At 69.8% G+C, this 22,436-nt stretch carries 22 protein-coding genes and 1 tRNA gene; 7 read left to right on the plus strand and 16 right to left on the minus strand.

Annotation, left to right across the window (positions count from 1 at the left end; all coding sequences use genetic code 11):
- Window positions 1-5: 5 nt before the first annotated feature.
- From Q9S78_RS12715 to Q9S78_RS12740, 6 genes are all read right to left on the minus strand, one after another.
- Complete coding sequence (locus Q9S78_RS12715; protein WP_311856418.1) at window positions 6-1,304, minus strand: M20/M25/M40 family metallo-hydrolase; 1,299 nt, start codon at window positions 1,302-1,304, stop codon at window positions 6-8.
- Between the two features lie 42 nt (window positions 1,305-1,346).
- Window positions 1,347-2,375 carry an ABC transporter permease gene (locus Q9S78_RS12720; protein ID WP_311870540.1) on the minus strand — a complete coding sequence of 343 codons (1,029 nt, stop codon included), beginning with the start codon at window positions 2,373-2,375 and terminating at the stop codon, window positions 1,347-1,349.
- Window positions 2,368-3,354, minus strand: a complete 987-nt coding sequence (locus tag Q9S78_RS12725; protein WP_020097476.1) for an ABC transporter ATP-binding protein — start codon at window positions 3,352-3,354, stop codon at window positions 2,368-2,370. The genes Q9S78_RS12720 and Q9S78_RS12725 overlap by 8 nt, the downstream gene beginning before the upstream one ends.
- A 147-nt stretch (window positions 3,355-3,501) precedes the next feature.
- Window positions 3,502-3,586: transfer RNA gene (locus tag Q9S78_RS12730), tRNA-Leu, on the minus strand.
- A 105-nt stretch (window positions 3,587-3,691) separates the two neighbouring features.
- Window positions 3,692-4,795, minus strand: coding sequence for a VIT1/CCC1 transporter family protein (locus Q9S78_RS12735; protein ID WP_311870543.1), 1,104 nt, complete (start codon window positions 4,793-4,795; stop codon window positions 3,692-3,694).
- 80 nt (window positions 4,796-4,875) lie between these two features.
- A complete protein-coding gene (locus Q9S78_RS12740; RefSeq protein WP_311870717.1) occupies window positions 4,876-6,720 on the minus strand; it encodes a DEAD/DEAH box helicase in 1,845 nt (614 codons plus the stop codon).
- A 98-nt stretch (window positions 6,721-6,818) separates the two neighbouring features.
- On the opposite strand from Q9S78_RS12740, the gene Q9S78_RS12745 reads away from it, so the two are divergent.
- The gene (locus Q9S78_RS12745; RefSeq protein ID WP_018186552.1) at window positions 6,819-7,661 is read left to right on the plus strand and encodes an SGNH/GDSL hydrolase family protein; all 843 of its coding nucleotides are present in this window, start codon (window positions 6,819-6,821) and stop codon (window positions 7,659-7,661) included.
- Between the two features lie 2 nt (window positions 7,662-7,663).
- Here the strand turns inward: Q9S78_RS12745 and Q9S78_RS12750 are convergent, their stop codons facing one another.
- Window positions 7,664-8,455: a TrmH family RNA methyltransferase gene (locus tag Q9S78_RS12750; protein ID WP_311870546.1), complete on the minus strand. Its 792-nt coding sequence runs from the start codon at window positions 8,453-8,455 to the stop codon at window positions 7,664-7,666.
- An 89-nt stretch (window positions 8,456-8,544) separates the two neighbouring features.
- On the opposite strand from Q9S78_RS12750, the gene Q9S78_RS12755 reads away from it, so the two are divergent.
- Entirely contained in the window at window positions 8,545-9,390 is an 846-nt protein-coding gene (locus Q9S78_RS12755) for a Sir2 family NAD-dependent protein deacetylase (protein ID WP_311870548.1), read from the plus strand.
- Between the two features lie 28 nt (window positions 9,391-9,418).
- Complete coding sequence (locus Q9S78_RS12760; RefSeq protein ID WP_311870550.1) at window positions 9,419-10,024, plus strand: histidine phosphatase family protein; 606 nt, start codon at window positions 9,419-9,421, stop codon at window positions 10,022-10,024.
- A gap of 14 nt (window positions 10,025-10,038) precedes the next feature.
- On the opposite strand, the gene Q9S78_RS12765 is transcribed toward Q9S78_RS12760, so the two are convergent.
- From Q9S78_RS12765 to pdhA, 4 genes are read right to left on the minus strand one after another with little or no spacing between them, the layout of a single operon-like run.
- The gene (locus Q9S78_RS12765; protein ID WP_311870719.1) at window positions 10,039-11,193 is read right to left on the minus strand and encodes an acyl-CoA dehydrogenase family protein; all 1,155 of its coding nucleotides are present in this window, start codon (window positions 11,191-11,193) and stop codon (window positions 10,039-10,041) included.
- A gap of 8 nt (window positions 11,194-11,201) precedes the next feature.
- A complete protein-coding gene (locus Q9S78_RS12770; RefSeq protein WP_311870552.1) occupies window positions 11,202-12,524 on the minus strand; it encodes a dihydrolipoamide acetyltransferase family protein in 1,323 nt (440 codons plus the stop codon).
- Entirely contained in the window at window positions 12,521-13,531 is a 1,011-nt protein-coding gene (locus tag Q9S78_RS12775; RefSeq protein ID WP_018186546.1) for an alpha-ketoacid dehydrogenase subunit beta, read from the minus strand. The genes Q9S78_RS12770 and Q9S78_RS12775 overlap by 4 nt, the downstream gene beginning before the upstream one ends.
- Entirely contained in the window at window positions 13,528-14,649 is a 1,122-nt protein-coding gene (gene pdhA / locus Q9S78_RS12780) for a pyruvate dehydrogenase (acetyl-transferring) E1 component subunit alpha (RefSeq protein WP_311870555.1), read from the minus strand. The genes Q9S78_RS12775 and pdhA overlap by 4 nt, the downstream gene beginning before the upstream one ends.
- 177 nt (window positions 14,650-14,826) lie before the next feature.
- Between pdhA and Q9S78_RS12785 the strand changes: the two genes are divergently transcribed.
- Window positions 14,827-15,300 carry an Lrp/AsnC family transcriptional regulator gene (locus Q9S78_RS12785; RefSeq protein WP_018186544.1) on the plus strand — a complete coding sequence of 158 codons (474 nt, stop codon included), beginning with the start codon at window positions 14,827-14,829 and terminating at the stop codon, window positions 15,298-15,300.
- On the opposite strand, the gene Q9S78_RS12790 is transcribed toward Q9S78_RS12785, so the two are convergent.
- The gene (locus Q9S78_RS12790) at window positions 15,248-16,237 is read right to left on the minus strand and encodes an EamA family transporter (RefSeq protein ID WP_231370898.1); all 990 of its coding nucleotides are present in this window, start codon (window positions 16,235-16,237) and stop codon (window positions 15,248-15,250) included. The genes Q9S78_RS12785 and Q9S78_RS12790 overlap by 53 nt on opposite strands.
- Window positions 16,238-16,340: 103 nt before the next feature.
- Here Q9S78_RS12790 and Q9S78_RS12795 point away from each other — a divergent pair, with 103 nt between their 5' ends.
- Window positions 16,341-16,898, plus strand: a complete 558-nt coding sequence (locus tag Q9S78_RS12795; RefSeq protein ID WP_018186542.1) for a CGNR zinc finger domain-containing protein — start codon at window positions 16,341-16,343, stop codon at window positions 16,896-16,898.
- Here the strand turns inward: Q9S78_RS12795 and Q9S78_RS12800 are convergent.
- Entirely contained in the window at window positions 16,858-17,754 is an 897-nt protein-coding gene (locus tag Q9S78_RS12800) for an alpha/beta fold hydrolase (RefSeq protein ID WP_018186541.1), read from the minus strand. The two genes, Q9S78_RS12795 and Q9S78_RS12800, sit on opposite strands and share 41 nt — an antisense overlap.
- A gap of 87 nt (window positions 17,755-17,841) precedes the next feature.
- Here Q9S78_RS12800 and Q9S78_RS12805 point away from each other — a divergent pair, with 87 nt between their 5' ends.
- Window positions 17,842-18,669 (plus strand): exonuclease domain-containing protein, encoded by an 828-nt coding sequence (locus Q9S78_RS12805; protein ID WP_020097487.1) that lies wholly within the window; start codon window positions 17,842-17,844, stop codon window positions 18,667-18,669.
- Between the two features lie 60 nt (window positions 18,670-18,729).
- On the opposite strand, the gene Q9S78_RS12810 is transcribed toward Q9S78_RS12805, so the two are convergent.
- The 3 genes from Q9S78_RS12810 to glgA all read right to left on the minus strand — a co-directional run bounded on the left by Q9S78_RS12810 (window position 18,730) and on the right by glgA (window position 21,080).
- Entirely contained in the window at window positions 18,730-18,981 is a 252-nt protein-coding gene (locus tag Q9S78_RS12810) for a type B 50S ribosomal protein L31 (RefSeq protein ID WP_018186539.1), read from the minus strand.
- Between the two features lie 80 nt (window positions 18,982-19,061).
- On the minus strand, window positions 19,062-19,847 hold the full coding sequence (locus tag Q9S78_RS12815) for an ABC transporter ATP-binding protein (RefSeq protein WP_311870557.1): 786 nt from the start codon (window positions 19,845-19,847) through the stop codon (window positions 19,062-19,064).
- 39 nt (window positions 19,848-19,886) lie between these two features.
- Window positions 19,887-21,080, minus strand: coding sequence for a glycogen synthase (glgA, locus tag Q9S78_RS12820; RefSeq protein WP_311870558.1), 1,194 nt, complete (start codon window positions 21,078-21,080; stop codon window positions 19,887-19,889).
- Between the two features lie 76 nt (window positions 21,081-21,156).
- Between glgA and glgC the strand changes: the two genes are divergently transcribed.
- On the plus strand, window positions 21,157-22,401 hold the full coding sequence (glgC, locus tag Q9S78_RS12825; RefSeq protein ID WP_018186536.1) for a glucose-1-phosphate adenylyltransferase: 1,245 nt from the start codon (window positions 21,157-21,159) through the stop codon (window positions 22,399-22,401).
- Window positions 22,402-22,436 lie beyond the last annotated feature (35 nt).

Genomic DNA, 22,436 nt, shown 5'->3' on the forward strand with positions numbered 1-22,436 from the left:
GCCTTTCAGTACGTGCGGATCAGATCGGTGAGCACACGCTGCCCGAAGACGAGGGCGTCGATCGGGACGCGTTCGTCGACACCGTGGAACATCCCGGTGAAGTCGAGGTCGGCGGGCAGTCGCAGCGGCGCGAACCCGAACCCGGCGATGCCGAGCTCGGCGAGGGCCTTGTTGTCGGTCCCTCCCCCCATAAGGTACGGGATGACCGGGATTCCGGGATCATGGCGCCCCAGCGCGCCGACCATCGCGTCGACCAGGTCTCCGGCGAACGGCACCTCGAGTCCGATGTCGCGGTGGACGACCTCGATGCGGATGTCGTCGCCGACGATCCGCTGCACCTGCGCGAGGACCTCGTCCTCGTGCCCCGGCAGGGTGCGGATGTCGATCGCGGCGGTCGCGGCATCCGGGATCACATTGTGCTTGTACCCGGCGGTCAGACCGGTCGGGTTGGTGGTCGTCCGGAAGGTCGAGCGCAGGAAGGCGGATGCCGCGCCCGCCGTGTCGGCGACGGCGTCGGGGTCGTCGGCCAGGGTCCCCGAGAGATCGGCGAGCGATCCGACGAGCTGTCGCGTCGTCGAGGTGAGTTCGATGGGCCAGCCCGTGCGGCCGAGGGCCGCGACCGCCTCGGCGAGACGCGTCACGGCGTTGTCGGGGTGGTGGCGGCTGCCGTGTCCGGCCTGCCCCGTGGCGTGGAGCCGGATCCAGATGAGCGCCTTCTCGCCCACCTGCAGCAGGTAGGCGCGCTCGTCCCCCACGGCGATCGAGTAGCCGCCGACCTCGCTGATCGCCTCGGTCGCGCCGGCGAACCATTCGGCGCGGTCGCGGACGACCAGCTGGGAGCCTTCGACGCCGCCGTTCTCCTCATCTGCGAAGAAAGCGAGGACGAGGTCCCGCTCGGGCCTCTCCCCCGCCCTGAGCAGCTCGGCGACCGAGGTGAGGATCATGGCGTCCATGTCCTTCATGTCGACGGCGCCGCGGCCCCACAGCATCCCGTCCTTCACGACACCCTCGAAGGGATCGACGCTCCAGTCGGCCGCGACGGCGGGAACGACGTCGAGGTGTCCGTGCAGGACGAGCGCAGGCTTGTCGGGATCGCGCCCCGGCACCCGTGCGACGACATTCGTTCGCCGCGGGATCGGCTCGTAGTACTCGGGGACCAGCCCCAACGACTCGAGGTACGCGCCGACGTACTCGGCGGCCTCGCGCTCACCGTTCGCGCGTCCTTCGCCGTAATTCGTCGTGTCGAAGCGGATCAGATCGCGGGCGACGCGCGCGACCTCGGGCAGATCGTCGGGAGCGGACATGCGCCCCACGCTACCCGCGGCGCACCGCGCGCCGCGTCATGCTCACCGCTCGCGGTCGTCCCAGATGAACATCCGAGCCGCCAGGATGCCGGCGGCGAGCGTCGTCACGAGCATCAGCCCCCAGTAGAGGAACAGGAGCCCTGCGCTGGTCGTGTCACCCGCGAGGTCGGCTGCGGCGGCGCGCATGTACCAGGTGGTGGGCAGACAGTTGAGCACCCACGTCACCGGCTCGGGTATGAGGTGGGAGGGCAGAACGGACCCCGAAGCGAAGATCGCCATCACCGGCAGCACGGCGGCGAGATTGTTCACCGTCTCCGCGCGCCGCGTCCGAGACGCGAGCAGATAGGCGAGCGCGAAGAACATCGCGACGCCGAGCAGCATCGTGAACACGAGGCGGAAGAGCTGCCAGAGCTGCGAGTACCCCAGGATCATCGAGGTCGCGTGGATCGTCACGATGACGAACAGCGCGAAGATCAGGCGCGAGGGGGTGAGGGCGGCGATGAAGGTGAACTTGCTGGCGGGCGTGGTTCCGAGGAGACGGAGGGTGCCGTTCTCGCGCATCCTCGTGAGCGGAACGGACGTTCCGATGAAGGTGATGGCCAGCAGCCCGATGCACGACAACGCAGCGAGGTTCGCCCGGAGCAGGTCGATCCACACCTCACCGTCGGTGTCCGTGACCGAGTAGGCAGTCCCGGTGCGCTCCACGGCCGCCGCCACCGCCAGCCATTTCGGGTCCGCCTCGGCGTCCAGGACGATGGCGACACCGTTGCGCGCCGCGGTAATCGTGACGGTGGCCGAGGCTTCCTCCGCTTCGGCCACCACGATGCCGGCCGACTCCAGTTCGCCGGCGATCTGAGCACTCTGCGGCACGGCGCTGTCGATGACGACCACCGGATCCTCTCGGCCGCCGACGTTGACCACGAAGTTGAGCCCGATGATCAGCAGGAAGAAGAAGAAGAAGGTGAACAGGATCGAGAACGCGCCTTTTCGGTCCCGGTAGAGGTCCTTGGCGCTCGCCGTCGCCAGCTCTACGAACGCAGAGCGCGGCTCGTATCTCGCGGTGTCAGGCATCGCCGTCGCGCCCTTCGTCGATCTCACGGGCATCCCGGACGATCGACAGGTAGAGATCTTCGAGCGTGGGACTCACGACTCGATAGGACCGGCCGCGAATCTGACGATCCCGCGTCAACAACTCCAACGCCCCATCCGGGTCGGCTGTCGCGTGGCTGACGTGGAATCCTCGAGCATCCTGGGACCACGTCACGGTGTCGGCAGGGAGCACCGATCGTGTGCGACTCAGAGCTTCCTCGCTCACGACGTCGAAGGTCAGCGTCGATCTCCCGCCGTCGATGAGTTCTGCGGGCGGCCCATCTGCCCGGATCCGTCCGGCGACGACGATGACGACTCGATCGCAGATCTGGGCGGCTTCGGCCATGTCGTGCGTGGAGAAGATGATGGTGGTGCCGTCCCGGGCGAGCGATCGGATGAGCTCCAGCAGGTGCTTCCTCGCCTCGGGATCGAGCCCGGCGGACGGCTCATCGAGGATGACGATCTCGGGAATGCCGATGATGGCGACCGCGAGCAGCAGGCGTCGCAGCTGACCACCCGAGAGGTCGCGTGCGCGGACATCGACCTGCTCCGAGAGGCCCAGGTCGGCGATCACCTGCGCAACGTCCCGATGGGACGAGTGGAACGAGGCGTACAACCTGACCGTCTCTCGGACGGACAGGTATCCGAACACGCTGGCTGACTGCGGTTGCACCGACACCCGCCGGGTGGTCTGACGTCGCTCTCGTCGAGGATCCACGCCGAGGACGGAGACCTCCCCCGATGTCGATGCCCGCAAGCCGGCGACGGTCTCCAGCAGAGTCGACTTGCCGGCACCATTGGGCCCGAGTATGCCAACGACCGTTCCTCGGGAGATCTCGAGGTCGACGTCGTCGAGCGCCGTGCGCCGTCCGTACCGCTTCGTCAGCCGCCTCACCGACACCACCGACGCACGTTCGCGGTCGATGGTCGTGAGAGCGGGCAGGGCGGGATCGCGGTCCATGTCCACAGTCCAGGGCACGGCGCTCGAGAACGCCTCCCCCACGGGGATGACGCCTCTCCCCCTCACAGGGGAGAGGTGCCTCGTCAGCGACACCGCACCGATCCGAAACGAGAAATGGGCCCCTTTCGGGACCCATTTCTTCCTCTGTGCGCGAGGGGGGACTTGAACCCCCACGCCCTATTCGGGCACTAGCACCTCAAGCTAGCGCGTCTACCTATTCCGCCACCCGCGCAGAGTTTTCTCCCTTTGTTTCCTCCGGGATTTCGGTTTCGCAACCGAGGATCGACAGTAGCACGTTCTCGGCGGTGCGGATAATCGGGCCGACTGTCCGGTCCGCCTACGCCGCGGACACGCCGAACAGGAGACCCAGCAGGTACGTGATCGCCGCCGCACCGAAACCGATCGCCAGCTGGCGCAGTCCCCGGCGGAGGGGCGGTGCACCCGAGAGCAGACCGACCGTCGCCCCGGTCAGGAGCAGCGCCAGGCCCACCAGGGCGAGTGCCAGGGTCACGGCCGCGAGGCCGGAGAGCCCGAAGATCCACGGCAGGACCGGGATGACCGCGCCCGAGGCGAAGAACGCGAAGCTGGAGGCCGCGGCCCCGAAGGCGGAGCCGACGGACTCGAGGTCGGCGGGCGGCTCGGCGGCGCGACGGTAGGGGACGGCACGGTCGCTCGCCTGTGCCGTGGCGACGACCTGTCGCGCCCGCTCCAGCGCCTCTTCCTCGTCGAGTCCTCGCGTCCGGTAGACGAGAGCGAGTTCGTTCGCGTCGAGGTCGAGATCGGGGAGGACGTGGTCGGTGTCGTTGTTCGGATGCGTGGCCTCGATGAGCTCGCGCTGCGACCGGACCGAGACGAACTCCCCCGCGGCCATCGACAGCGCGCCGGCCAGCAGACCCGCGATGCCGCTGAAGAGGACGAACTGCGGCGCGACGCCGGTCGCCCCGATGCCCATCACGAGGGCGAGGTTGGAGACGAGACCGTCATTGGCGCCGAAGACAGCGGCGCGGAAGGTGCCCGACAGCCGCATGCGACCCCGCGCGGCAAGGCCACGGACGACTTCGCCGTGGATCTTCTCATCCGCGCGCATGGCCGGGGTGGCGTGAGGGTCGTCGTCGTACGGCGAGCGGTTCTCGGCGTTCTGGGCGAGCGCCAGGACGAAGATCGACCCGAACCGGCGGGCCATCGTCGCCAGCAGTCGCGTTCGGATGGACGCCCGCGGGAGCCGCGCGGGCTCCCCGCCGAGGAGGCCCAACCAGTGCGCTTCGTGGCGCCCCTCCGCGTCGGCGAGCGCGTCGAGGATCTCGCGCTCCTCCCCCGACTTCCGGGCGGCGAGCTCGCGGTACACGCGCGCTTCGGCACGTTCGTCCGAGAGGTAGGCGGCCCACCGCCGGCGATCTCGGGGGGTGGCGTCGGGCAGGGGCGTCGCGTTCATCGTGCTCATGTCCCTTTCACGGTAGCCACGACGAAGCGCGGGAACCGCCCGAAAGCCGGAACTGCCAGCATTTCGGGGATCCGAAGGGGTCAGGAGTGGACGCGCTTGCGCAGGACCTCGATGCGCGCCTGCAGCTGTGCGACCGTCGCGCGGGCAACCTCGGGGCCGCCGCAGATCCGTCGGAGCTCGGCATGCACGGCGCCGTGCGGTTCGCCGCTCTGCCGGGCGTACAGCCCGACGAGACTGTTGAGCAGCTGCCGCTGTTCGCGGAGCGTGCGATGGAGGGCCGGGGGCAGCGTGTTCTCCGGCTCGCCGGTCGCGTCGGCCGTCGTCTTCTCCTGCGCCTCCCGCGCGTGGCGGTGACGGGTCTGCCGCGACTGCCGCTGCATCAGCAGCTCGTGCACGTGCTCGGGCTCGAGGAGCCCGGGGATCCCGAGGAACTCCTCCTCCTCCAGCGTCCCCGGCACAGCCAGCTGACCGAACTCCTTGCCGTCGTAGAGCACCCGATCGAAATGCGCCGTCGATCCGAGCGCCTGGTAGCTGCCCTCCTCGATGAGCGAGTCGGATGCCTTGTCCTCGCGCTCCGCGTCTTCGAGCAGCGAGTCCTCGAGGCCGTCGTCGTCGCTCTCCTCGCGATCGAGCGCATGGTCGCGCTCACGCTCCATCTCGTTCGCGAGGGCGAGCAGCTGGGGGACGTTGGGGAGGAACACGGATGCCGCTTCGCCGCGACGTCGCGCGCGGACGAAGCGCCCGATGGCCTGCGCGAAGAAGAGCGGTGTCGACGCACTGGTCGCGTAGACGCCGACCGCGAGCCGCGGCACGTCGACGCCCTCTGACACCATGCGGACCGCGACCATCCACCGCGTCGTCGACTGCCCGAAGGTCTCGATGCGCCCCGACGCGGCCTTGTCGTCCGAGAGGACGACCGTGGTCGGCTCCCCCGTGATGTCGCGGAGGATCGCGGCGTAGGCGCGCGCGGCCGTCTGATCCGTCGCGATGACCAGGCCCCCGGCATCCGGCACGTCCTGGCGAACCTCGGTGAGACGGCGGTCGGCCGAACGCAGGACGGCCGAGATCCACTCCCCCTCGGGGTTGAGCGCTGTCCGCCACGCCTGGGAGTTGATGTCCTTCGTGTTGTCCTGGCCGAGGTGGGCTTCGTATTCGTCGCCCGCCTTCGTCCGCCACTTCATCTGCCCGGCGTAGACGTGGAAGAGCACGGGACGCACGACGCCGTCGGCGAGCGCCCGGCCGTAGCCGTAGTTGTAGTCCGTCCGCGACAGGCGGATGCCCTTGTCGTTCGGGTGGTACTCGACGAACGGGATGGGCGCGGTGTCGCTGCGGAACGGGGTGCCCGACAGCAGGAGGCGGCGCGTCGCGCGGCCGTACGCCTCGCGGAGCGCGTCGCCCCAGCTGAGCGCGTCGCCGCCGTGGTGGACTTCGTCGAGGATCACCAGGGCGCGGGAGTCGAGGACGAGTCGCTCGTGGACGGATGCCTTCACCGCGACCTGCGCGTAGGTGACGGCGACCCCGTGGTAGTGCCGCGCCGGCGAGAAGTGCTTGTTGCTGAACCGCGGGTCGAGGCGGATGGAGACACGGGCTGCGGCATCCGCCCACTGGGTCTTCAGGTGTTCGGTCGGGGCGACAACGATGATGCGGTCGATGATCCGCCGCCGCAACAGCTCGCTCGCGAGACGGAGGGCGAAGGTCGTCTTGCCGGCGCCGGGGGTCGCGGCGGCGAGGAAGTCACGCGGGCCCCCGCCGATCCCGTCGGGTCCGTCCATCTCGAAGTAACGCTCGAGGGCCTCGACCTGCCAGGCACGGAGGTTCTGCGCCGTGCCCCACGGCGCACGCTGCGGGAAGGCGGGAGAGAGGTGCTCGGCGGCGAAACTCCCGAAGTGGGGCTCGTCCGGGGCCGCCCCCTCTTCGCTCGTCATCTCGCTCGTCACGTCGATCCACCCTAATCGCGCCCAGGGACACCGGTCGTCGATCGGGACCGGCGGCATCCGGCGGGTAGCCTCGATGCGGAGGTGCCATGCGCGAGAACGACCAGGCCCCGGACGAGAACCGGTCGCCGTACATACCGAACGCGACCGCCCACCCCTGGCGGCGCATGGTCTCGATCGGAGACTCCTTCACCGAAGGCATCGGCGATCCCTACCCGGATCGCCCCGGTGAGCACCGCGGTTGGGCCGACCGCGTCGCGGCCGTGCTGGCCTCGCAGGTCGACGATTTCGCCTACGCGAACCTCGCGATCCGCGGCAAGCTCATCCGCCAGATCGTCGACGCTCAGATCGAGCCCGCCCTCGCGCTGAAGCCCGACCTCATCACCCTCTCGGCCGGCGGCAACGACGTGATCCGTCCGCAGGGCGATCCGGATGCTGTCGCGGAGCTGTTCGAGGATGCCGTCGCCCGCCTCTCATCGCAGGGCGCGACGCTGCTGGTCTTCACCGCGATTGACACCGAGTTCACGCCGGTCTTCCGCGGCATCCGCGGTCGCGTCGCGATCTACAACGAGAACATCCGGGCGATCGCCGACCGCTACGACTGCATCGTGGCCGACCAGTGGGCGTTGAAAGAGGTGCAGGACATGCGCTTCTTCGACGACGACCGCCTGCACTACAACTCCCTCGGACATCACGAGGTCGCACGCATGGTGCTCCGCGCGCTCAACGTGCCGAACGACCTGCAGCCGATGTCGCCCGAGGCCCTGCCACCGACCACGTGGCGGGCGGCCCGGGCGAACGATCTCGTGTGGGCGCGGGCGCACTTCGTCCCGTGGGTGCTGCGACGCCTGCGCCACCAGTCGTCGGGAGACAACGTCACGGCCAAGCGCCCCGACGCGCTGCCGTTCTCGTCGACGCACTCCGGCGACTGAGTTCAGCGCAGGGCCCAGAGGGCGACCGCCGCCGCGGATGCGACGTTGAGCGAGTCGACACCGCCCGCCATCGGGATGGTGACGATCGAATCGGCCACCGCGAGCGCTGAGGCGGACAAACCCTCCCCCTCGGACCCCATGAGGATCGCGAGCTTGTCGGGCCGGGCTGCGGCGAACGAGTCGAGCGACACGGCGTCGTCGGCCAGCGCCATCGCCGCCAGGTGCACTCCCGCGGCCGCGAACAGGGGCGCGGCGGCATCCCACTCGGGAAGGCGCGCCCACGGCACTTGGAAGACCGTTCCCATGCTGACCCGGACGCTGCGACGGTAGAGCGGGTCTCCGCACCGGGGCGAGACGAGGACGGCATCGGCGCCCAGCGCCGCGGCGGCTCGGAAGGCGGCCCCGACGTTGGTGTGGTCGACGATGTCCTCGAGGACGACGACCGTCCGGGAGTGCTCGAGGAGCTGCGCGGGATCGGGCTGCACCGGCCGATGCATGGCGGCGAGCGCTCCTCTGTGGACCGCGAACCCGGTCACCTGCTCCGCAACGGTGTCGGGGACGACGTAGACGGGCGCGTCACCGGCGAGAACCGCGACGTCGTCGATCCATTTCTCCTGCACGAGCACGGACCTGGGTCGATGCCCGGCACCCACCGCGCGGGAGATCACCTTCGCCGATTCGGCGATGTAGAGGCCGCCCTCGGGCTCGGCGATCCGGCGCAGCGCCGTGTCGGTGAGTCCCCGGTAGTCCGACAGACGCGGATCCGACGGATTGTCGATGCGGATCGTCGTCATGGCCCCATGCTGTCATGGGCGGGCTGTCACGGGCCGTGGTGACCTCCGCGAAACGACGACGGCGTAGGCTCGATCCCCTGAGGAGGGCCATGAGCGTGCTGGACCTGGATGCCGAGGCGACGGCTGCCGTGGAACGCGCGGCCGACGCGCTCGCCGGGCACCGTGTCGCCGTTCTCACGGGCGCCGGTGTCTCGACGGATTCGGGCATCCCGGACTACCGCGGCAAGGGCGCTCCTGTCCGGACCCCCATGACTGCTCAGCAGTTCCTCGCCGACGACTCGTCGCGCCGGCGCTACTGGGTCGGCAGCCACCTCGGGTGGCGGACGTTCGCCGCCGCCGCCCCCAATGAGGGACACCGTGCTCTAGCGGCGCTCGAGCACGCCGGCGTCGCGTCGGGCGTCATCACGCAGAACGTCGACGGCCTGCACGTGCGGGCCGGCAGCCGGCGCGTGGTCGAACTCCATGGCACGATGCGGCGCGTCTCGTGCCTGCACTGCGGCCAGGTCTTCGACCGCCGCGACCTGGCCGTGCGGATCGAGCGCGACAACCCCTGGATCACGGTGCCCGAGAACGTCGAGCTCGGTCCCGACGGCGACGTCCTGCCCGCTGCGAGCGACGGCTTCGTCGTCCCCGACTGCTCCGTCTGCGGCGGGATGCTGAAGCCCGAGGTCGTCTTCTTCGGCGAGTACATCCCGCTCGAGAAGTTCCGCGAAGCCGAGCAGCTCGTCCGCTCGAGTACCGCGTTGCTGATCGCCGGATCCTCCCTGGTCGTGAACTCCGGCATCCGGCTCCTCGACCGCGCCCGCCGCCGGCGGCTGCCCATCGTGATCGTCAACCGCGGCGAGACGCGCGGCGACACGCGCGCGACCGTCAAGATCGACGCCGGGACCTCCGAGGTGCTCACGGTCCTCGGGCGCGAGCTCGCCGGCCGGTGAGGCTGCCGCCTCGTCGTAGGCTCGTCCGGTGACCTTTCTCACCCTCGTGCGCCACGGCGAGACCGACTGGAACCGCGCCCGCCGGATCCAGGGGTCGACCGACATCCCCCTGAACGACACCGGCCGGGAGCAGGCCCGCGCCGCGGGGATCGCCCTCGCGGATGTACTCGACCGGTCGACGCCCACCGTCATCGTCTCGAGCGACCTGTCCCGGGCGAACGAGACCGCGCGCATCATCGCCGGCATCCTCGACCTGTCCGAACCGCGTACATACCCCGCACTTCAGGAGCGCGGCTACGGGGATGCCGAAGGACTCACCGACACCGAGTTCTTCGACCGCTGGGGGCCCTGGGCGACCGCGGAGGTCCCGGGCGCCGAGCCCTGGCCGGAGGTCACGACCCGAGCACTGCGCGGGATCGAGGAAGCGGTCGCCGATGCCCGCGCGCTGGTCGCACCCGACGAGCCGCACGTCATCGCGGTGGCCCACGGCGCGCTCATCCGCACCGTGATCTCCCACGCGACCTCGGGCGAGTACCCCGAGCCGGGCCACAAGCTCGCCAACGGCTCCGCGCACACCTTCCGCGTGGAGGACGACTGGCTGTCGCTCCTGACCTCGTCAGCACTACCCGTCTGACACGTTCGCCGGGCTCAGGCGAGGCCGAGCGATCGGGCGATGAGGAGCAGCTGCACCTCGGTCGTCCCCTCCCCCACCTCCAGGATCTTCGAGTCACGGAAGTGCCGCGCGACGGGGTACTCGTTGATGAACCCGTTGCCGCCGAAGATCTGCGTCGCGTCGCGGGCGTTGTCCATCGCCGCATCGCTCGAGGTGAGCTTCGCGATGGCCGCCTCGGTCTTGAACGGGCGCCCCGCGTCGCGCAGGCGTGCCGCGTGCAGCCAGGCGAGACGTGACACGTGGACGCGCTGCTGCATGCGCGCGAGCATGAACTGGATGCTCTGGCGCGTTCCCAGCGTCTCGCCGAACACGACACGGCTCTTCGCGTAGTCGACGGCCGCCTCGAGGCATCCCTCCGCCGCCCCCGTGGCGAGCGCCGCGATCGCGATGCGGCCCTCGTCGAGGATGTGGAGGAAGTTCGCGAAACCGCGCCCGCGCTGCCCGAGAAGGTTCTCCTCGGGCACCCGCGCGCCTGTGAAGACGAGTGGATGCGTGTCGCTGGCGTGCCAGCCGACCTTGTCGTACGCGGGACCGACGGTGAACCCCGGCGTGCCGTGCGGGACGATGATCGTCGAGATCTCGCGCGCCGCGGCGCCCGGCTCGCTCGTCACGGCGGTGACCGTCACGAAGCGGGTGATGGGGGTGCCGGAGTTGGTGATGAACTGCTTTGCCCCGTCGATCACCCAGTCGCCGGCGTCGAGGCGCGCCGTCGTGCGGGTGGCCCCGGCATCCGATCCCGCCTCCGGCTCGGTCAGCCCGAAGCCGGCGAGCGCGCGCCCGGCCAGCAGGTCGGGCAGGTACTCATCGCGCTGCGCGTCGGTTCCGAAGCGGAAGATCGGCATGGCGCCGAGACTCACCCCCGCTTCGAGCGTGATCGCGATCGACTGGTCCACGCGGGCGAGCGCCTCGATCGCGAGCCCCAGGGTGACGTAGTCGCCGCCCTGGCCGCCGACCTCGTCGGGGAACGGCAACCCGAACAAACCCATGTCGCCCATCTGCGTGACGACGTCCATCGGCAGCGTCTTGGTGCGGTCGGCCTCGTACGAGACCGGCGCGACCACCTCGTCGGCGAACGAGCGGACGAGCCCGGCCAGCTCGACCTGCTCCTCCGTGAGGTCGTATCCCGTCATCGGCAGACTCATGCGAACACCATCGCCCTTCCCGGCTCACGCAACACGTCGGCCACGTCGGTGAGGAACCGGGCCGCTTCGGCCCCGTCCACCAGCCGGTGGTCGAACGACAGACTCAGTGTCATGACGTCGCGCAGGGCGACGCCTCCCTCGTACTCCCACGGACGGCGCTGCACGGCGCCGAGGCCGAGGATGCCGGCCTCCCCTGGGACGAGGATGGGTGTCCCGGCATCGACGCCGAACACCCCGTAGTTCGTGATCGAGAAGGTCCCGCCCGACAGATCGGCGGGCGTCGCCTTGCCCGCCCGCGCCGTGTCAGCGAGGGTGCGGATCGACTGGGCGAGGTCGACGAGCGACAGCGCACCGGCATCCTTCACCGACGGCACGACGAGCCCGCGGTCGGTCGCCGCGGCGATGCCGAGGTTCACCCGCCCGTATCGGACGATCTCGCCGGCCGCCTCGTCCCAGGTCGCGTTGAGCTCGGGGGTCCGGCGGAGGGCGAGGCACACGGCCTTCGCGGCGACCGCCATGATCCCGATGCGGGCGTCGGCGTAGCGCCGGTCGGCGCGCAGTCCCGCCACGAAGGCGACGGATGCCGTCACGTCGACCGTCAGGAACGTCGCCGCGTGCGGGGCCGTGAACGCGGAGCGCACCATCGCGTCGGCGGTGTGCTTGCGGACGCCGCGGATGGGGATCCGCTCATCCACGGGCGAGGCCGCCATCGGCGCGACAGGGGCGGCGGATGCCGGGGCCACCGCCGCAGACTCCGCGGGATTCCGTGCCGCATAGGACTCCACGTCCTCGCGCGTGATGATGCCGTCGACTCCCTGCGCCGCCACGAGATCGAGATCGACCCCGAGGTCGCGGGCGAGTTTGCGCACCGGCGGGGTGGACCGGGGACGCTCGCGCGGCTCGCGCTCGGCAGGGGCGGTCTCGATCGCGTCGTGCGGGGCCGCTTCGCGGACGGCCAGGTCGACGGCCTCTCCGCCGGCCCCTGCCCGCGCCCGCCGCTGCGGACGCGCGTCGCTACGCGGCGCGGCCCCGTAGCCGACGAGGTTCGGCTCGCGCTTCGGCTCAGGTGCATCGACTGCCCCGGCGATGTCGAACGCGATCAGCACCTCGCCGACCGGGACGACATCCCCCTCGGCGTGGTGGATGGCGGAGACCGTGCCGGCGAACGGCGACGGCAACTCGACGACCGCCTTGGCGGTCTCTACCTCGGCGATCGTCTGATTGAGAGCGACCTCGTCGCCGGGGGCGACGTGCCACTGCACGATCTCTGCTTCGCGCAGTCCCTCGCCGAGGTCGGGAAGACGGAACTCGGTGATCACGCGGTCACCTCCGGAACGCCCGAGGGGCGGCCCAGCACCCGGTCGACGGCATCCAGGATGCGGTCGAGGTCGGGCAGGTGATGCTGCTCGAGCTTCGCCGGCGGATAGGGGATGTCGTGGCCCGTCACCCGCAGCGGCGGCGCTTCGAGGTAGTGGAAGCACTTCTCGGTGATGCTCGCGATCACCTCCGCGCCGACGCCCGCCTCACGGGCCGCCTCGTGCGTGACCACGACCCGCCCGGTCCGCCGGACGGATGCCGCGACCGTGCCGTAGTCCACGGGCGACAGCGACCGGAGGTCGATGACCTCGAGGGAGATCCCCTCGTCCTCGGCGGCGAGCGCGGCATCCAGCGCCGTCGTCACCTGGGCGCCGTAGGTCACGACGGTGACGTCCGTGCCTTCGCGGACCACCCGCGCGAGGCCCATCGGGGCGGCATCGGCGATGTCGGCGTCGAGGTCGACCTCGCCCTTGGCGTGGTAAAGCCGCTTGGGTTCGAAGAAGACGACGGGGTCGTCGCTCGCGATCGCCTGACGGAGCATCGTGTACGCGTCCTGCGGGTTCGACACCGCGACGACGCGGAGGCCGGCCGTGTGCACGAAGTACGCCTCGGGCGACTCGGAGTGGTGCTCGGCCGCGCCGACACCGCCCGCCCACGGGATGCGGATCGTGATCGGCATCTTCACGCGGCCCTGCGTCCGGTAGTGGAGCTTCGCGACCTGACTGACGATCTGGTCGAAGGCGGGGTAGACGAAGCCGTCGAACTGGATCTCCACGATCGGGCGGAACCCGCGGAATGCGAGCCCGACGGCGGTCCCGACGATCCCCGACTCGGCGAGCGGGGTGTCGACGACCCGGCGCGGACCGAATTCGGACTGCAGACCGTCCGTGATGCGGAACACACCCCCGAGGCGGCCGATGTCCTCCCCCATGACGAGGGTCTTGTCGTCCTCGGCGAGCGCACGGCGCATGGCGGCGGTGAGGGCCTTGCCCATCGTCATCTCGGTCATCGTGCGGCTCCGCCCGAGAAGCCGTCGAGGTATACGGCGAAGCGGGCGCGCTGCTCGTCGAGCCCGCTGTGCGGTTCGGCGTACACCTGGTCGAACACCCGCAGGGGCTCGGGAGCCTCGGCACCCACGACGGCGCTGCGCATCGCCGCGGTGAAACGGTCGGCATCCGCCGTCAGCGTCTGGGCGAACGCGTCGTCGAACGCACCGAGCGAGCGCAGGTACGACTCGACGCGGGCCAGCGGATCGCGGGCCTTCCAGTGCACCACCTCGTCGGCGTCGCGGTAGCGGGTCGGATCGTCCGAGGTCGTGTGCGGCCCGACGCGGTAGGTGACGGCCTCGAGGTAGGCGGGACCGCGGCCGCTGCGGGCGTGGTCGGCGGCCCAGCGCATCGCGGCGATGCAGGCGAGGACGTCGTTGCCGTCGACACGCAGGCTCGGGATGCCGAAGCCCGGCGCACGGTGGGAGATTGGCGTCCGCGACTGCAACTGCACGGGCTCGGAGATCGCCCACTGGTTATTGGAGCAGACGAAGACGACGGGGACGCCGTACGAGGCCGCGAAGATCATCGCCTCGTTGACATCGCCCTGACTCGTCGCCCCGTCTCCGAAGTAGGCCACCGCGACCTGGTCGCCGCCGTCGCGCTGTATGCCCATGGCGTAGCCGACGGCGTGCAGGCTCTGCGCCCCGATGATGATCTGCGGGTTCGCGACGTGCACGTCGAACGGGTTCCAGCTCGCGTGCTGCGCACCGTGCCAGACCATCACGAAGTCCTTCGGCTGCACGCCGCGGACGACCTCGATGCCGATCTCGCGGTAGCTCGGGAAGAGAAAGTCGTCGTCGTGGCACGCCCACGCGGTACCGACCTGGACGGCCTCCTGACCCTGCGCCGGCGCCCACAGGCCCAGATGCCCTTGCCTCTGAAGGGCGACGCCCTCGGCATCGAGGCGGCGTGAGAGGAACATGTCGCGGTACACCTGGCGGAGCATGGGGGCATCGACGTCGGCGGCCCACGGGTCCAGCCGCTCGTCTCGCACGCGGCGCCCCTCGTGGTCGAGCAGGCGGGCCACATCCTCGGTATCGCTCGCCAGTGCGGCGGCGGGGGTCAGAGTGTCGGTCATCATCGTCCCTCTCTGATCGCGGACGCGCATCTTGTGGACGGGCGACCGGCGCAGAACACCGGCTTCGTCGCCGGATGATGCGACACTAAGCCGACATCGCACCTCGCTCAAGCATCGAGCGGAACATTGAGCAGGATGCGTAAGCAGCTGACGTGGCCCCTGCTATGGTGTGGCACTATGAGCGCCCTCGACCACGTGGATCTCGAGCTGTTGAACGCCCTCGCCGAAGATCACCGGGCCACTGTGGTCGCGCTCGCGGAGCGCTTGGGGCTCTCGCGGAACACCGTTCAGGCGCGCATGGCGAAGCTCGAACGCTCCGGTGTCTTCCTCTCCTACGAACGGGCCATGTCCCCCGCCGCGCTCGGATACGCGATCGACGCGATCCTTCACGTGCAGGTGCGTCAGGCGGATCTGCCGCGCATCACGGCGGAGTTGCAGGAGATTCCCGAGGTCGTGCAGTGCCACGGCATGAGCGGACCGGTCGACCTCCTGGTCCGCGTCGCAGCGCGTGACACGCAGCACCTCTTCGACATCGACGCTCGCATCCTCGCGATCGACGGCGTCGAACGCACCGAGACGTCGCTCGCGATGGGCGAGGTCATCGGATACCGGGTGCGACCTCTCCTGGCAGCGGCTCGGCGGGGGAACTGACATCCGCGGGCGCGCGCTCCTCGAGGCGGACGAGGATCACGCCCGCGAGGATGAGCGCACCGCCCGCGAACTGCACGCCTGCCGGCGCCTCCCCGAGCAGCAGCCATGCGAAGCTCAGCGCGAACAGCACTTCCGAGAGCCCGACGAACGACGCCAACCGCGACCCGATACGGGGAACGGCCATGATGCCGAGCGCGTACCCGGTCGCGGTGCACAGTCCCACGAGCACGAGCGGGACGAGCGGCGAGACGGTCGCCCCCAGCACGTCCACGGCAGCGGCCGACGCCGAGAGGGGCAGGATGCCGACGGCCGCGAGCAGCAGGATCGTCACCGTGCCGATGAGCAGCCCGCCCGCGGCGAGCGACAGCGGCGGCAGATCGTCGCCGGTCCGCTCGCTCATCACGAAGTAGACGCAGGCGCACACCGCTGCGAGGAGCGCGAACACGGTGCCCAGCAGGTCGAAACGCGCGCCGGCGATGTCCACCACGAGGACGAGGCCGGTCATCGCGACGACGGAACCCACGATCACGACGCGCGAGGGAGCACGGCGGGTCCGCGCCCACACGAAGAGGACGAGCATGACGGGCGCGAGGTACTGGATCAGCAGGGCGATGCCCACCGGCATCCGCTGCAGGGCGGAGAAGTAGAAGATCTGGCAGCCGACCACGGGGATCAGCCCGAAGGCGACGAGCGAGAGCCAGTGCACGCGGAGGAAGTCGCGCCGTCGGACGAGCGTCCGGATGAGCGCGGGCGAGAGCACGAGGCCGGCCACCCCCATCCGGATGGCGAGCACGGCCGCGAGCGACCACCCGCCCTCGAGCAGCGGCTTGGCGATGGGACCGCTGACCGAGAACGTCAGCGCGCTGACGACGGCCAGGACCAGCCCGCTCGGCGGCACCGTGCCGCGCGCCGGAAGCGCGGAAGACCGGACGGACATCGTGCGAGTCATCTGCTGTCCTCAGGGGCGAGATCGATTCGTCATGACCTAAGTGTCATTACACTGGTGACACTAGCGATGGCACGCGTCAGGAGTCAACACCATGTTCATCCATGACACGGAAAATGCGTTGCGCGCGGCGACCGCGCTCGTGAACTCCCTCCCCGAGATCGACGGCGAGGGGGTGGACAGACTCGCGAACCTCGACGACATGACCGAGTTCCTGCAGGAGTATCCGTACACGGGAGCGATCCGCCGCGACGATGTCGAGCTGGACCAACTCCGCTCCGCTCGGTCGCAACTGCGTCAGCTCTGGACCGGCGACCGCGTCGCCGCGGTGCCGATCGTCAATGCCATGCTCCGTGACGGCCGGGCGCTCCCCCAGCTCGTCATCCACGACGGCTACGACTGGCACATCCACGCCACCGACGACGCCGCACCGCTCGCCACCCGCATCACCGTCGAGGTGGCCATGGCCTTCGTCGACGTCATCCGTTCCGACGAGTTCGACCGCGTGCGCGTCTGCTCAGCCGACGACTGCGAGGCCGTCTACATCGATTACTCGAAGAACGGCTCGAAGCGCTACTGCGACACCGGCAACTGCGGCAACCGCATGAACGTCAACGCGTACCGTCGGCGTAAGGCCGAAGAAAGCGCGTGATGGCGGATGCCGCGGCCCGCGGCGTCTCGTAGTGGATCAGGTGCCCCACCTGGGGGATGACGACGAGGTCGGCATCCCGGAACATCTGCTGCAGCTCAAACTGGGCCGACAGCGGCGTGATGTCGTCGTTCTCGGCCGCGATGAGGAGCGTCGGGACGTCGATGCGCCCGGCGGCTTCGCGCACGTCGTGCGACACCGAGGTGACGAACGCCTCGTGCAGGGTGTCGCGGTCGGCGAACCGCGAGAAGTAGGTGTCGTGCTGGTCGTGGATGAAGGCGCGGAGGCCACGGTCCCGCGTCTTGGCCATCGCGACGCTCGTCACCCGCACGATGACACGGTTGCGCAGCAGCGCGTCGCCGAGCGGCCGGGGCAGCCGCGCGCCGGCCCAGTAGTAGAAGATCGCGAGGCGCGTGAGGATGCCGCGGGGCCCCTCGAGCGCGGGCGCCCCGATGGGGTTCACGAGGATCAGTCGCGGCGTCGCGAGCCCGCGTGCAACGGCCGCCGACGAGACGATCGAGCCGAAGGAGTGCCCGAGGACGACCGCCCCGGGTGCGACCTCGTCGGCGAAGGCGGTCAGCCACGACGCGTAGGCGTCGAGATCATGCCGGCCCGCGAACGCCGGGGTCTCACCGAAGCCGGGGAGGTCCGGCGAGATCACGCGGATGCCGTCGAGCTGCGCCACGATCGGTTCGAGACCGTGGTGGTCGCCGCGGAAGCCGTGGACCGCGAGGATCGTGGTCTCGGCATCCGCCGGTCCGTAGACCCAGTACGCCGTCGGAGTACCCGCGACGGTCACCTCGTGTCGCTCGACGGGGACGGCCGCGAGGCGCTCGGCGTACGGATTCACGGCAGTCACCCGTTGAGTCTACGAGGGGGCGATCCGCCTCCTGCCCGGCGGCGCGTCGTCAGACCCGATGTCCGCGGTCGACCGTAGCGTCGGAGCATGGGCGCTTGGCACGAACTTCCGCTGTGGGATGACGACACGTGGGACGAGGCCGCTCCTGCTGAGGTCGCCTCCGCGATCGCCCGCCCCGAGCCCGCCACGGTCGAGTCCGTCGTGGTCGCCGAGGTCCCCACCGAATCCGTCTCGCCGGGTCCGTGTGCGGGCCCGCTGGGCGTCTTCGACCTCGAGACGACCGGTATCGACGTCCGCTCCGACCGGATCGTCAGCGCCCACGTCGGCGTGCTCGACGCTTCCGGCGCCGTGATCGACGCGCGCACCTGGCTCGCAGACCCCGGGGTCGAGATCCCCGCAGGGGCGACGGCGGTCCACGGCATCACGACCGAGCGGGCCCGCACCGAGGGCCGCCCTGCCGCGGAGGTCGTCGCCGAGGTGACCGCCACGCTGCGCGACCTGTTCGCCGCCGGCATCCCGGTCGTCGCCTACAACGCGCCCTTCGACTTCTCGCTGCTCAAATACGAGGGCATCCGTCACGGTGTCGCGCCGATCGAGTCACCGTCGCCGGTCATCGACCCGCTCGTCGTCGACAAGACCTACGACCGGTACCGCCGCGGCAAGCGCACGCTCGAGGTCGTCGCCGCGCACTACTCCGTCGCCCTCGAAGGGGCGCACGACGCCGCGGCCGATGCGATCGCCGCGGGCCGCGTCGCGCAGGCGATCGCCGCGCGCTTCGACCTCGATGTCTCGGCTCACGACCTCCACACGCAGCAGGTGGCCTGGGCGCGTGCGCAGGCCGAGAGCCTCACCGAGTACTTCGTCCGCATCGGCCGACTCGACGCCGACGTGGACGGCAGCTGGCCGATCCGCTGACCGGGCCGCATCCGGAAACGACGAAGGCCCCGCCGGAGCGGGGCCTTCGAGGACGGCTGCTTACTTGCTGCCGAAGTTCTTGAAGCGCTGGTTGAACTTCTCGACGCGACCGGCCGAGTCCATGATGCGCTGCTTGCCCGTGTAGAACGGGTGCGAAGCGGACGAGATCTCGACGTCGATGACCGGGTAGGTCTCGCCGTCCAGCTCGATCGTCTTGTCGCTCGAGACCGTCGAACGGGTCAGGAAGGTCTCGCCGGAGCCGAGGTCGCGGAAAACGACGGCGCGGTACTCGGGGTGGATGTCAGTCTTCATTGGGTTCCTCACGAAGTGCCCTGGATTTTGCCAGGAGCGGGTGAAAGTCTGCAGCGCGAACGCGCCAACGCAAGATTCTATCAGGATGCCGCGCGCGCGGCGAACCGGCCGTCCTCCGACGTCAGCGTGATCGGCATCCCGAAGGTCGCCGTCAGGTTCTCCGCCGTCAGGGTCTCCGCGATCGGTCCCTGGGCGACCGCGGCGCCGTCGCGCAGCAGGAGGACGTGTGTGAAGCCGACGGGGATCTCCTCGACGTGGTGCGTGACCATGATCATCGCGGGCGTCGACTCCTCCTTCGCATACCCGCTCAGCAGGCTCAGGAGCTCTTCGCGGGCGCCGAGGTCGAGGCTCGCCGTGGGCTCGTCGAGCAGGAGGAGCTCCGGGTCGGTCATGACGGCGCGCGCGATCTGGACGCGCTTCTGCTCCCCGTCCGAGAGGGTGCCGAAGGTGCGGCCGGCCAGGTCGGCGAGCCCCCACTCCCCGAGGACCCGTCGCGCACGACGCTCGTCGATCGCCTCGTAGTCCTCGCGCCAGCGTCCGACCACGGCGTAGGCAGCGGTCAGGACGACGTCGAGGACCGTCTCGTCCTGCGGCACCCGCTTGGCCATGGCCGACGAGGCGAACCCGATCCGGGGGCGGAGGTCGAACACGTCAGTGCGCCCGAGGACCTCGTCGAGGACGGTGACCGTGCCCGAACTCGGGTGGGCGAGGGTCGCGGCGAGCTGGAGCACCGTGGTCTTGCCGGCACCGTTGGGGCCGAGGACGACCCACCGCTGATCCGCGTCGACGGTCCAGTCGATCCCGTCGACGATGTTGCGGGCATTGCGGCGGACGACGACGTCGGCGAGTTCGAGCACCTGAGGCATGCTCCCAGCCTATCGACCGGCTGAGCCCCGGCCGTCAGGCTAACGGCCGGTCGTGGCGACCTCTCGGTACAGTTCCACCGTGGCATCCGCGATCGCTTCCCAGCTGAAGTCGGATGCCGCCCGCTCGCGACCGGCCCGGCCGTAGGCGCGGGCCTTCTCGGGATCGGACACGACCTCGGTCAGCGTCGCGGCCAGGTCGGCGACGAAACGATCGGGATCGACCGGTGTTCCCGTGCCGTCCTCGACCTGGTCGATCGAGACGAGACGCCCCGTGACGCCGTCGATCACGACCTCCGGGATGCCGCCGGTCGCCGTCCCGACGACTGCGGCGCCGCACGCCATCGCCTCGAGGTTGACGATGCCGAGGGGCTCGTAGATCGACGGGCAGACGAACGTGGTCGCCGACGTCAGGATGGCGCAGAGGTCCGGCCGGGGCAGGAACTCCTCGATCCACACGACACCGTCGCGCGTCTCCTGGAGCTTCCGAACGAGACCCTGGACCTCCGCCATGATCTCCGGGGTGTCGGGAGCGCCGGCGCAGAGGACGAGCTGCACCTCGGGGGGCAGAAGCTCCGCCGCCCGCAGGAAGTACGGCAGGCCCTTCTGACGTGTGATGCGGCCGACGAAGACGACCGACGGCCGCGACGGGTCGATGCCCCAGCGCGACAGGAGCTCCGGATCCTCGCGCGGCTGCCAAGCCTCGACGTCGATCCCGTTGTAGATGACCCGCACCTTGGCCGGGTCGAGGGCGGGGTAGCTCCGCAGGATGTCGCGCCGCATCCCGTCGCTCACGGCGACCACGGCGGCGGCGTTCTCGTAGGCGGTGCGCTCCACGAAGCTCGAGACGGCGTACCCGCCGCCGAGCTGCTCGGCCTTCCACGGACGCAGGGGCTCGAGCGAGTGGGCGGTGACGATGTGAGGGATGCCGTGCAGCTTCGAGGCCAGGAATCCGGCGAAGTTGGCGTACCAGGTGTGACTGTGCACGACGTCGGCGCCGGCGACGTCGCCGACGATCTCGAGATCGGTGCCGAGCGTCTGCACCGCGGCGTTGGCCTCGATGAGTCCCTCGGGGACCGCGTACGAGGTGGTGTCCGGCTCGTCGCGCGGAGCGCCGAACGCGCGGACCTGGACCTCCATGCGCGATCGCAGCGCCGAGACGAGTTCGGTGACGTGGACCCCCGCACCGCCGTAGATCTCCGGCGGGTACTCCTTCGTGACGATGTCGACGCGCATGGACCGAACTCTAGGCCACGCGGAACACGCGCCAAAGTCCTCGCTTGCCCGTTGCAAATCGCCTTAGTGTGAGCACATGCCAGCATCACCCAAGGTCCTCGGTATCGTCCTCGCCGGTGGCGAGGGCAAGCGCCTCATGCCGCTCACCCAGGATCGCGCCAAACCCGCCGTCCCCTTCGGCGGGCAGTACCGTCTCATCGACTTCGCGATCTCCAACCTCATCAACTCGGAGCTCCGTCAGATCGTCGTCCTGACGCAGTACAAGTCGCACAGCCTGGACCGCCACGTCTCGCAGACGTGGCGCATGTCGGCGCTGCTGGGGTCGTATGTCACGTCCGTGCCCGCTCAACAGCGTTTGGGGAAGCGGTGGTTCTCCGGCTCCGCCGACGCCATCCTGCAGTCGCTGAACCTCATCCACGACGAGAAGCCCGACATCGTCGCGGTCATCGGCGCCGACCACGTCTACCGCATGGATTTCCAGCAGATGATCGACGCGCACATCGCGTCGGGAGCCCGCGCTTCGGTCGCCGGCATCCGCCAGCCGATCGGCCTCGCGAACCAGTTCGGCGTCATCGACGTCGATCCCGCAGACGGCATCACGATCCGAGACTTCCTCGAGAAGCCCCAGAATCCCGCGGGCCTCCCCGACAACCCGGGCGAGGTGCTCGCGTCGATGGGCAACTACATCTTCGACACCGACGCCCTCATCGAGGCCGTCGAAGCGGACGGCGAACTGCCCACGTCCAACCACGACATGGGCGGCGACATCATCCCCTACTTCGTCTCGCGCGGCGAGGCGGCGGTCTACGACTTCAAGCGCAACGACGTGCCGGGGTCCACCGACCGCGACCGCGACTACTGGCGCGACGTGGGCACGATCGATTCCTTCTTCGACGCGCACATGGATCTGATTTCCGCGCTGCCGATCTTCAACCTCTACAACATGGATTGGCCCATCCGCTCGCAGTCGGTCAACTCCCCGCCCGCGAAGTTCGTCCGCGACGGGGTGGGCCGCATCGGGAACGCGATCGACTCGATCGTGTCGCTCGGATGCGTCCTGTCGGGAACACACCTCGAGCGGAGCGTCCTCGGTCCCTGGACCCTGTCGGGCGGCGGATCGACCATCACCGACTCGGTCCTCTTCGACCACGTGAGTGTCGGCGCCGGCGCCCGCGTGCACCGCGCGATCCTCGACAAGAACGTCGTCCTCGAGCCGGGTGCGACGGTGGGCGTGGACCGGGAGCTCGACCTCTCCCGCGGGTTCACCGTCACCGACAGCGGACTCACCGTCGTCGGCAAGAACATCCGCATCCCGTCCTGACGGACGTCGCGACGGCGTCGGAGCCGATAGCGTGG

This window comes from Microbacterium aquilitoris, from assembly GCF_031932285.1.
Classification (GTDB): domain Bacteria; phylum Actinomycetota; class Actinomycetes; order Actinomycetales; family Microbacteriaceae; genus Microbacterium; species Microbacterium aquilitoris.

Bases quoted from the DNA above. Each gene is read 5' to 3' on its own strand.
- Q9S78_RS12810 (WP_018186539.1), bottom strand. From the start codon at position 18,981: ATGAAGACTGACATCCACCCCGAGTACCGCGCCGTCGTTTTCCGCGAC.
- Q9S78_RS12795 (WP_018186542.1), top strand. From the start codon at position 16,341: ATGTTCATCCATGACACGGAAAATGCGTTGCGCGCGGCGACCGCGCTC.
- Q9S78_RS12765 (WP_311870719.1), bottom strand. From the start codon at position 11,193: ATGACGGGATACGACCTCACGGAGGAGCAGGTCGAGCTGGCCGGGCTC.
- Q9S78_RS12815 (WP_311870557.1), bottom strand. From the start codon at position 19,847: ATGCCTCAGGTGCTCGAACTCGCCGACGTCGTCGTCCGCCGCAATGCC.
- Q9S78_RS12720 (WP_311870540.1), bottom strand. From the start codon at position 2,375: ATGCCTGACACCGCGAGATACGAGCCGCGCTCTGCGTTCGTAGAGCTG.
- Q9S78_RS12805 (WP_020097487.1), top strand. From the start codon at position 17,842: ATGGGCGCTTGGCACGAACTTCCGCTGTGGGATGACGACACGTGGGAC.
- Q9S78_RS12785 (WP_018186544.1), top strand. From the start codon at position 14,827: ATGAGCGCCCTCGACCACGTGGATCTCGAGCTGTTGAACGCCCTCGCC.
- Q9S78_RS12775 (WP_018186546.1), bottom strand. From the start codon at position 13,531: ATGACCGAGATGACGATGGGCAAGGCCCTCACCGCCGCCATGCGCCGT.
- Q9S78_RS12735 (WP_311870543.1), bottom strand. From the start codon at position 4,795: ATGAGCACGATGAACGCGACGCCCCTGCCCGACGCCACCCCCCGAGAT.
- Q9S78_RS12745 (WP_018186552.1), top strand. From the start codon at position 6,819: ATGCGCGAGAACGACCAGGCCCCGGACGAGAACCGGTCGCCGTACATA.
- Q9S78_RS12790 (WP_231370898.1), bottom strand. From the start codon at position 16,237: ATGTCCGTCCGGTCTTCCGCGCTTCCGGCGCGCGGCACGGTGCCGCCG.
- Q9S78_RS12725 (WP_020097476.1), bottom strand. From the start codon at position 3,354: ATGGACCGCGATCCCGCCCTGCCCGCTCTCACGACCATCGACCGCGAA.
- glgC (WP_018186536.1), top strand. From the start codon at position 21,157: ATGCCAGCATCACCCAAGGTCCTCGGTATCGTCCTCGCCGGTGGCGAG.
- pdhA (WP_311870555.1), bottom strand. From the start codon at position 14,649: ATGACCGACACTCTGACCCCCGCCGCCGCACTGGCGAGCGATACCGAG.
- Q9S78_RS12740 (WP_311870717.1), bottom strand. From the start codon at position 6,720: ATGACGAGCGAAGAGGGGGCGGCCCCGGACGAGCCCCACTTCGGGAGT.
- glgA (WP_311870558.1), bottom strand. From the start codon at position 21,080: ATGCGCGTCGACATCGTCACGAAGGAGTACCCGCCGGAGATCTACGGC.
- Q9S78_RS12715 (WP_311856418.1), bottom strand. From the start codon at position 1,304: ATGTCCGCTCCCGACGATCTGCCCGAGGTCGCGCGCGTCGCCCGCGAT.
- Q9S78_RS12750 (WP_311870546.1), bottom strand. From the start codon at position 8,455: ATGACGACGATCCGCATCGACAATCCGTCGGATCCGCGTCTGTCGGAC.
- Q9S78_RS12755 (WP_311870548.1), top strand. From the start codon at position 8,545: ATGAGCGTGCTGGACCTGGATGCCGAGGCGACGGCTGCCGTGGAACGC.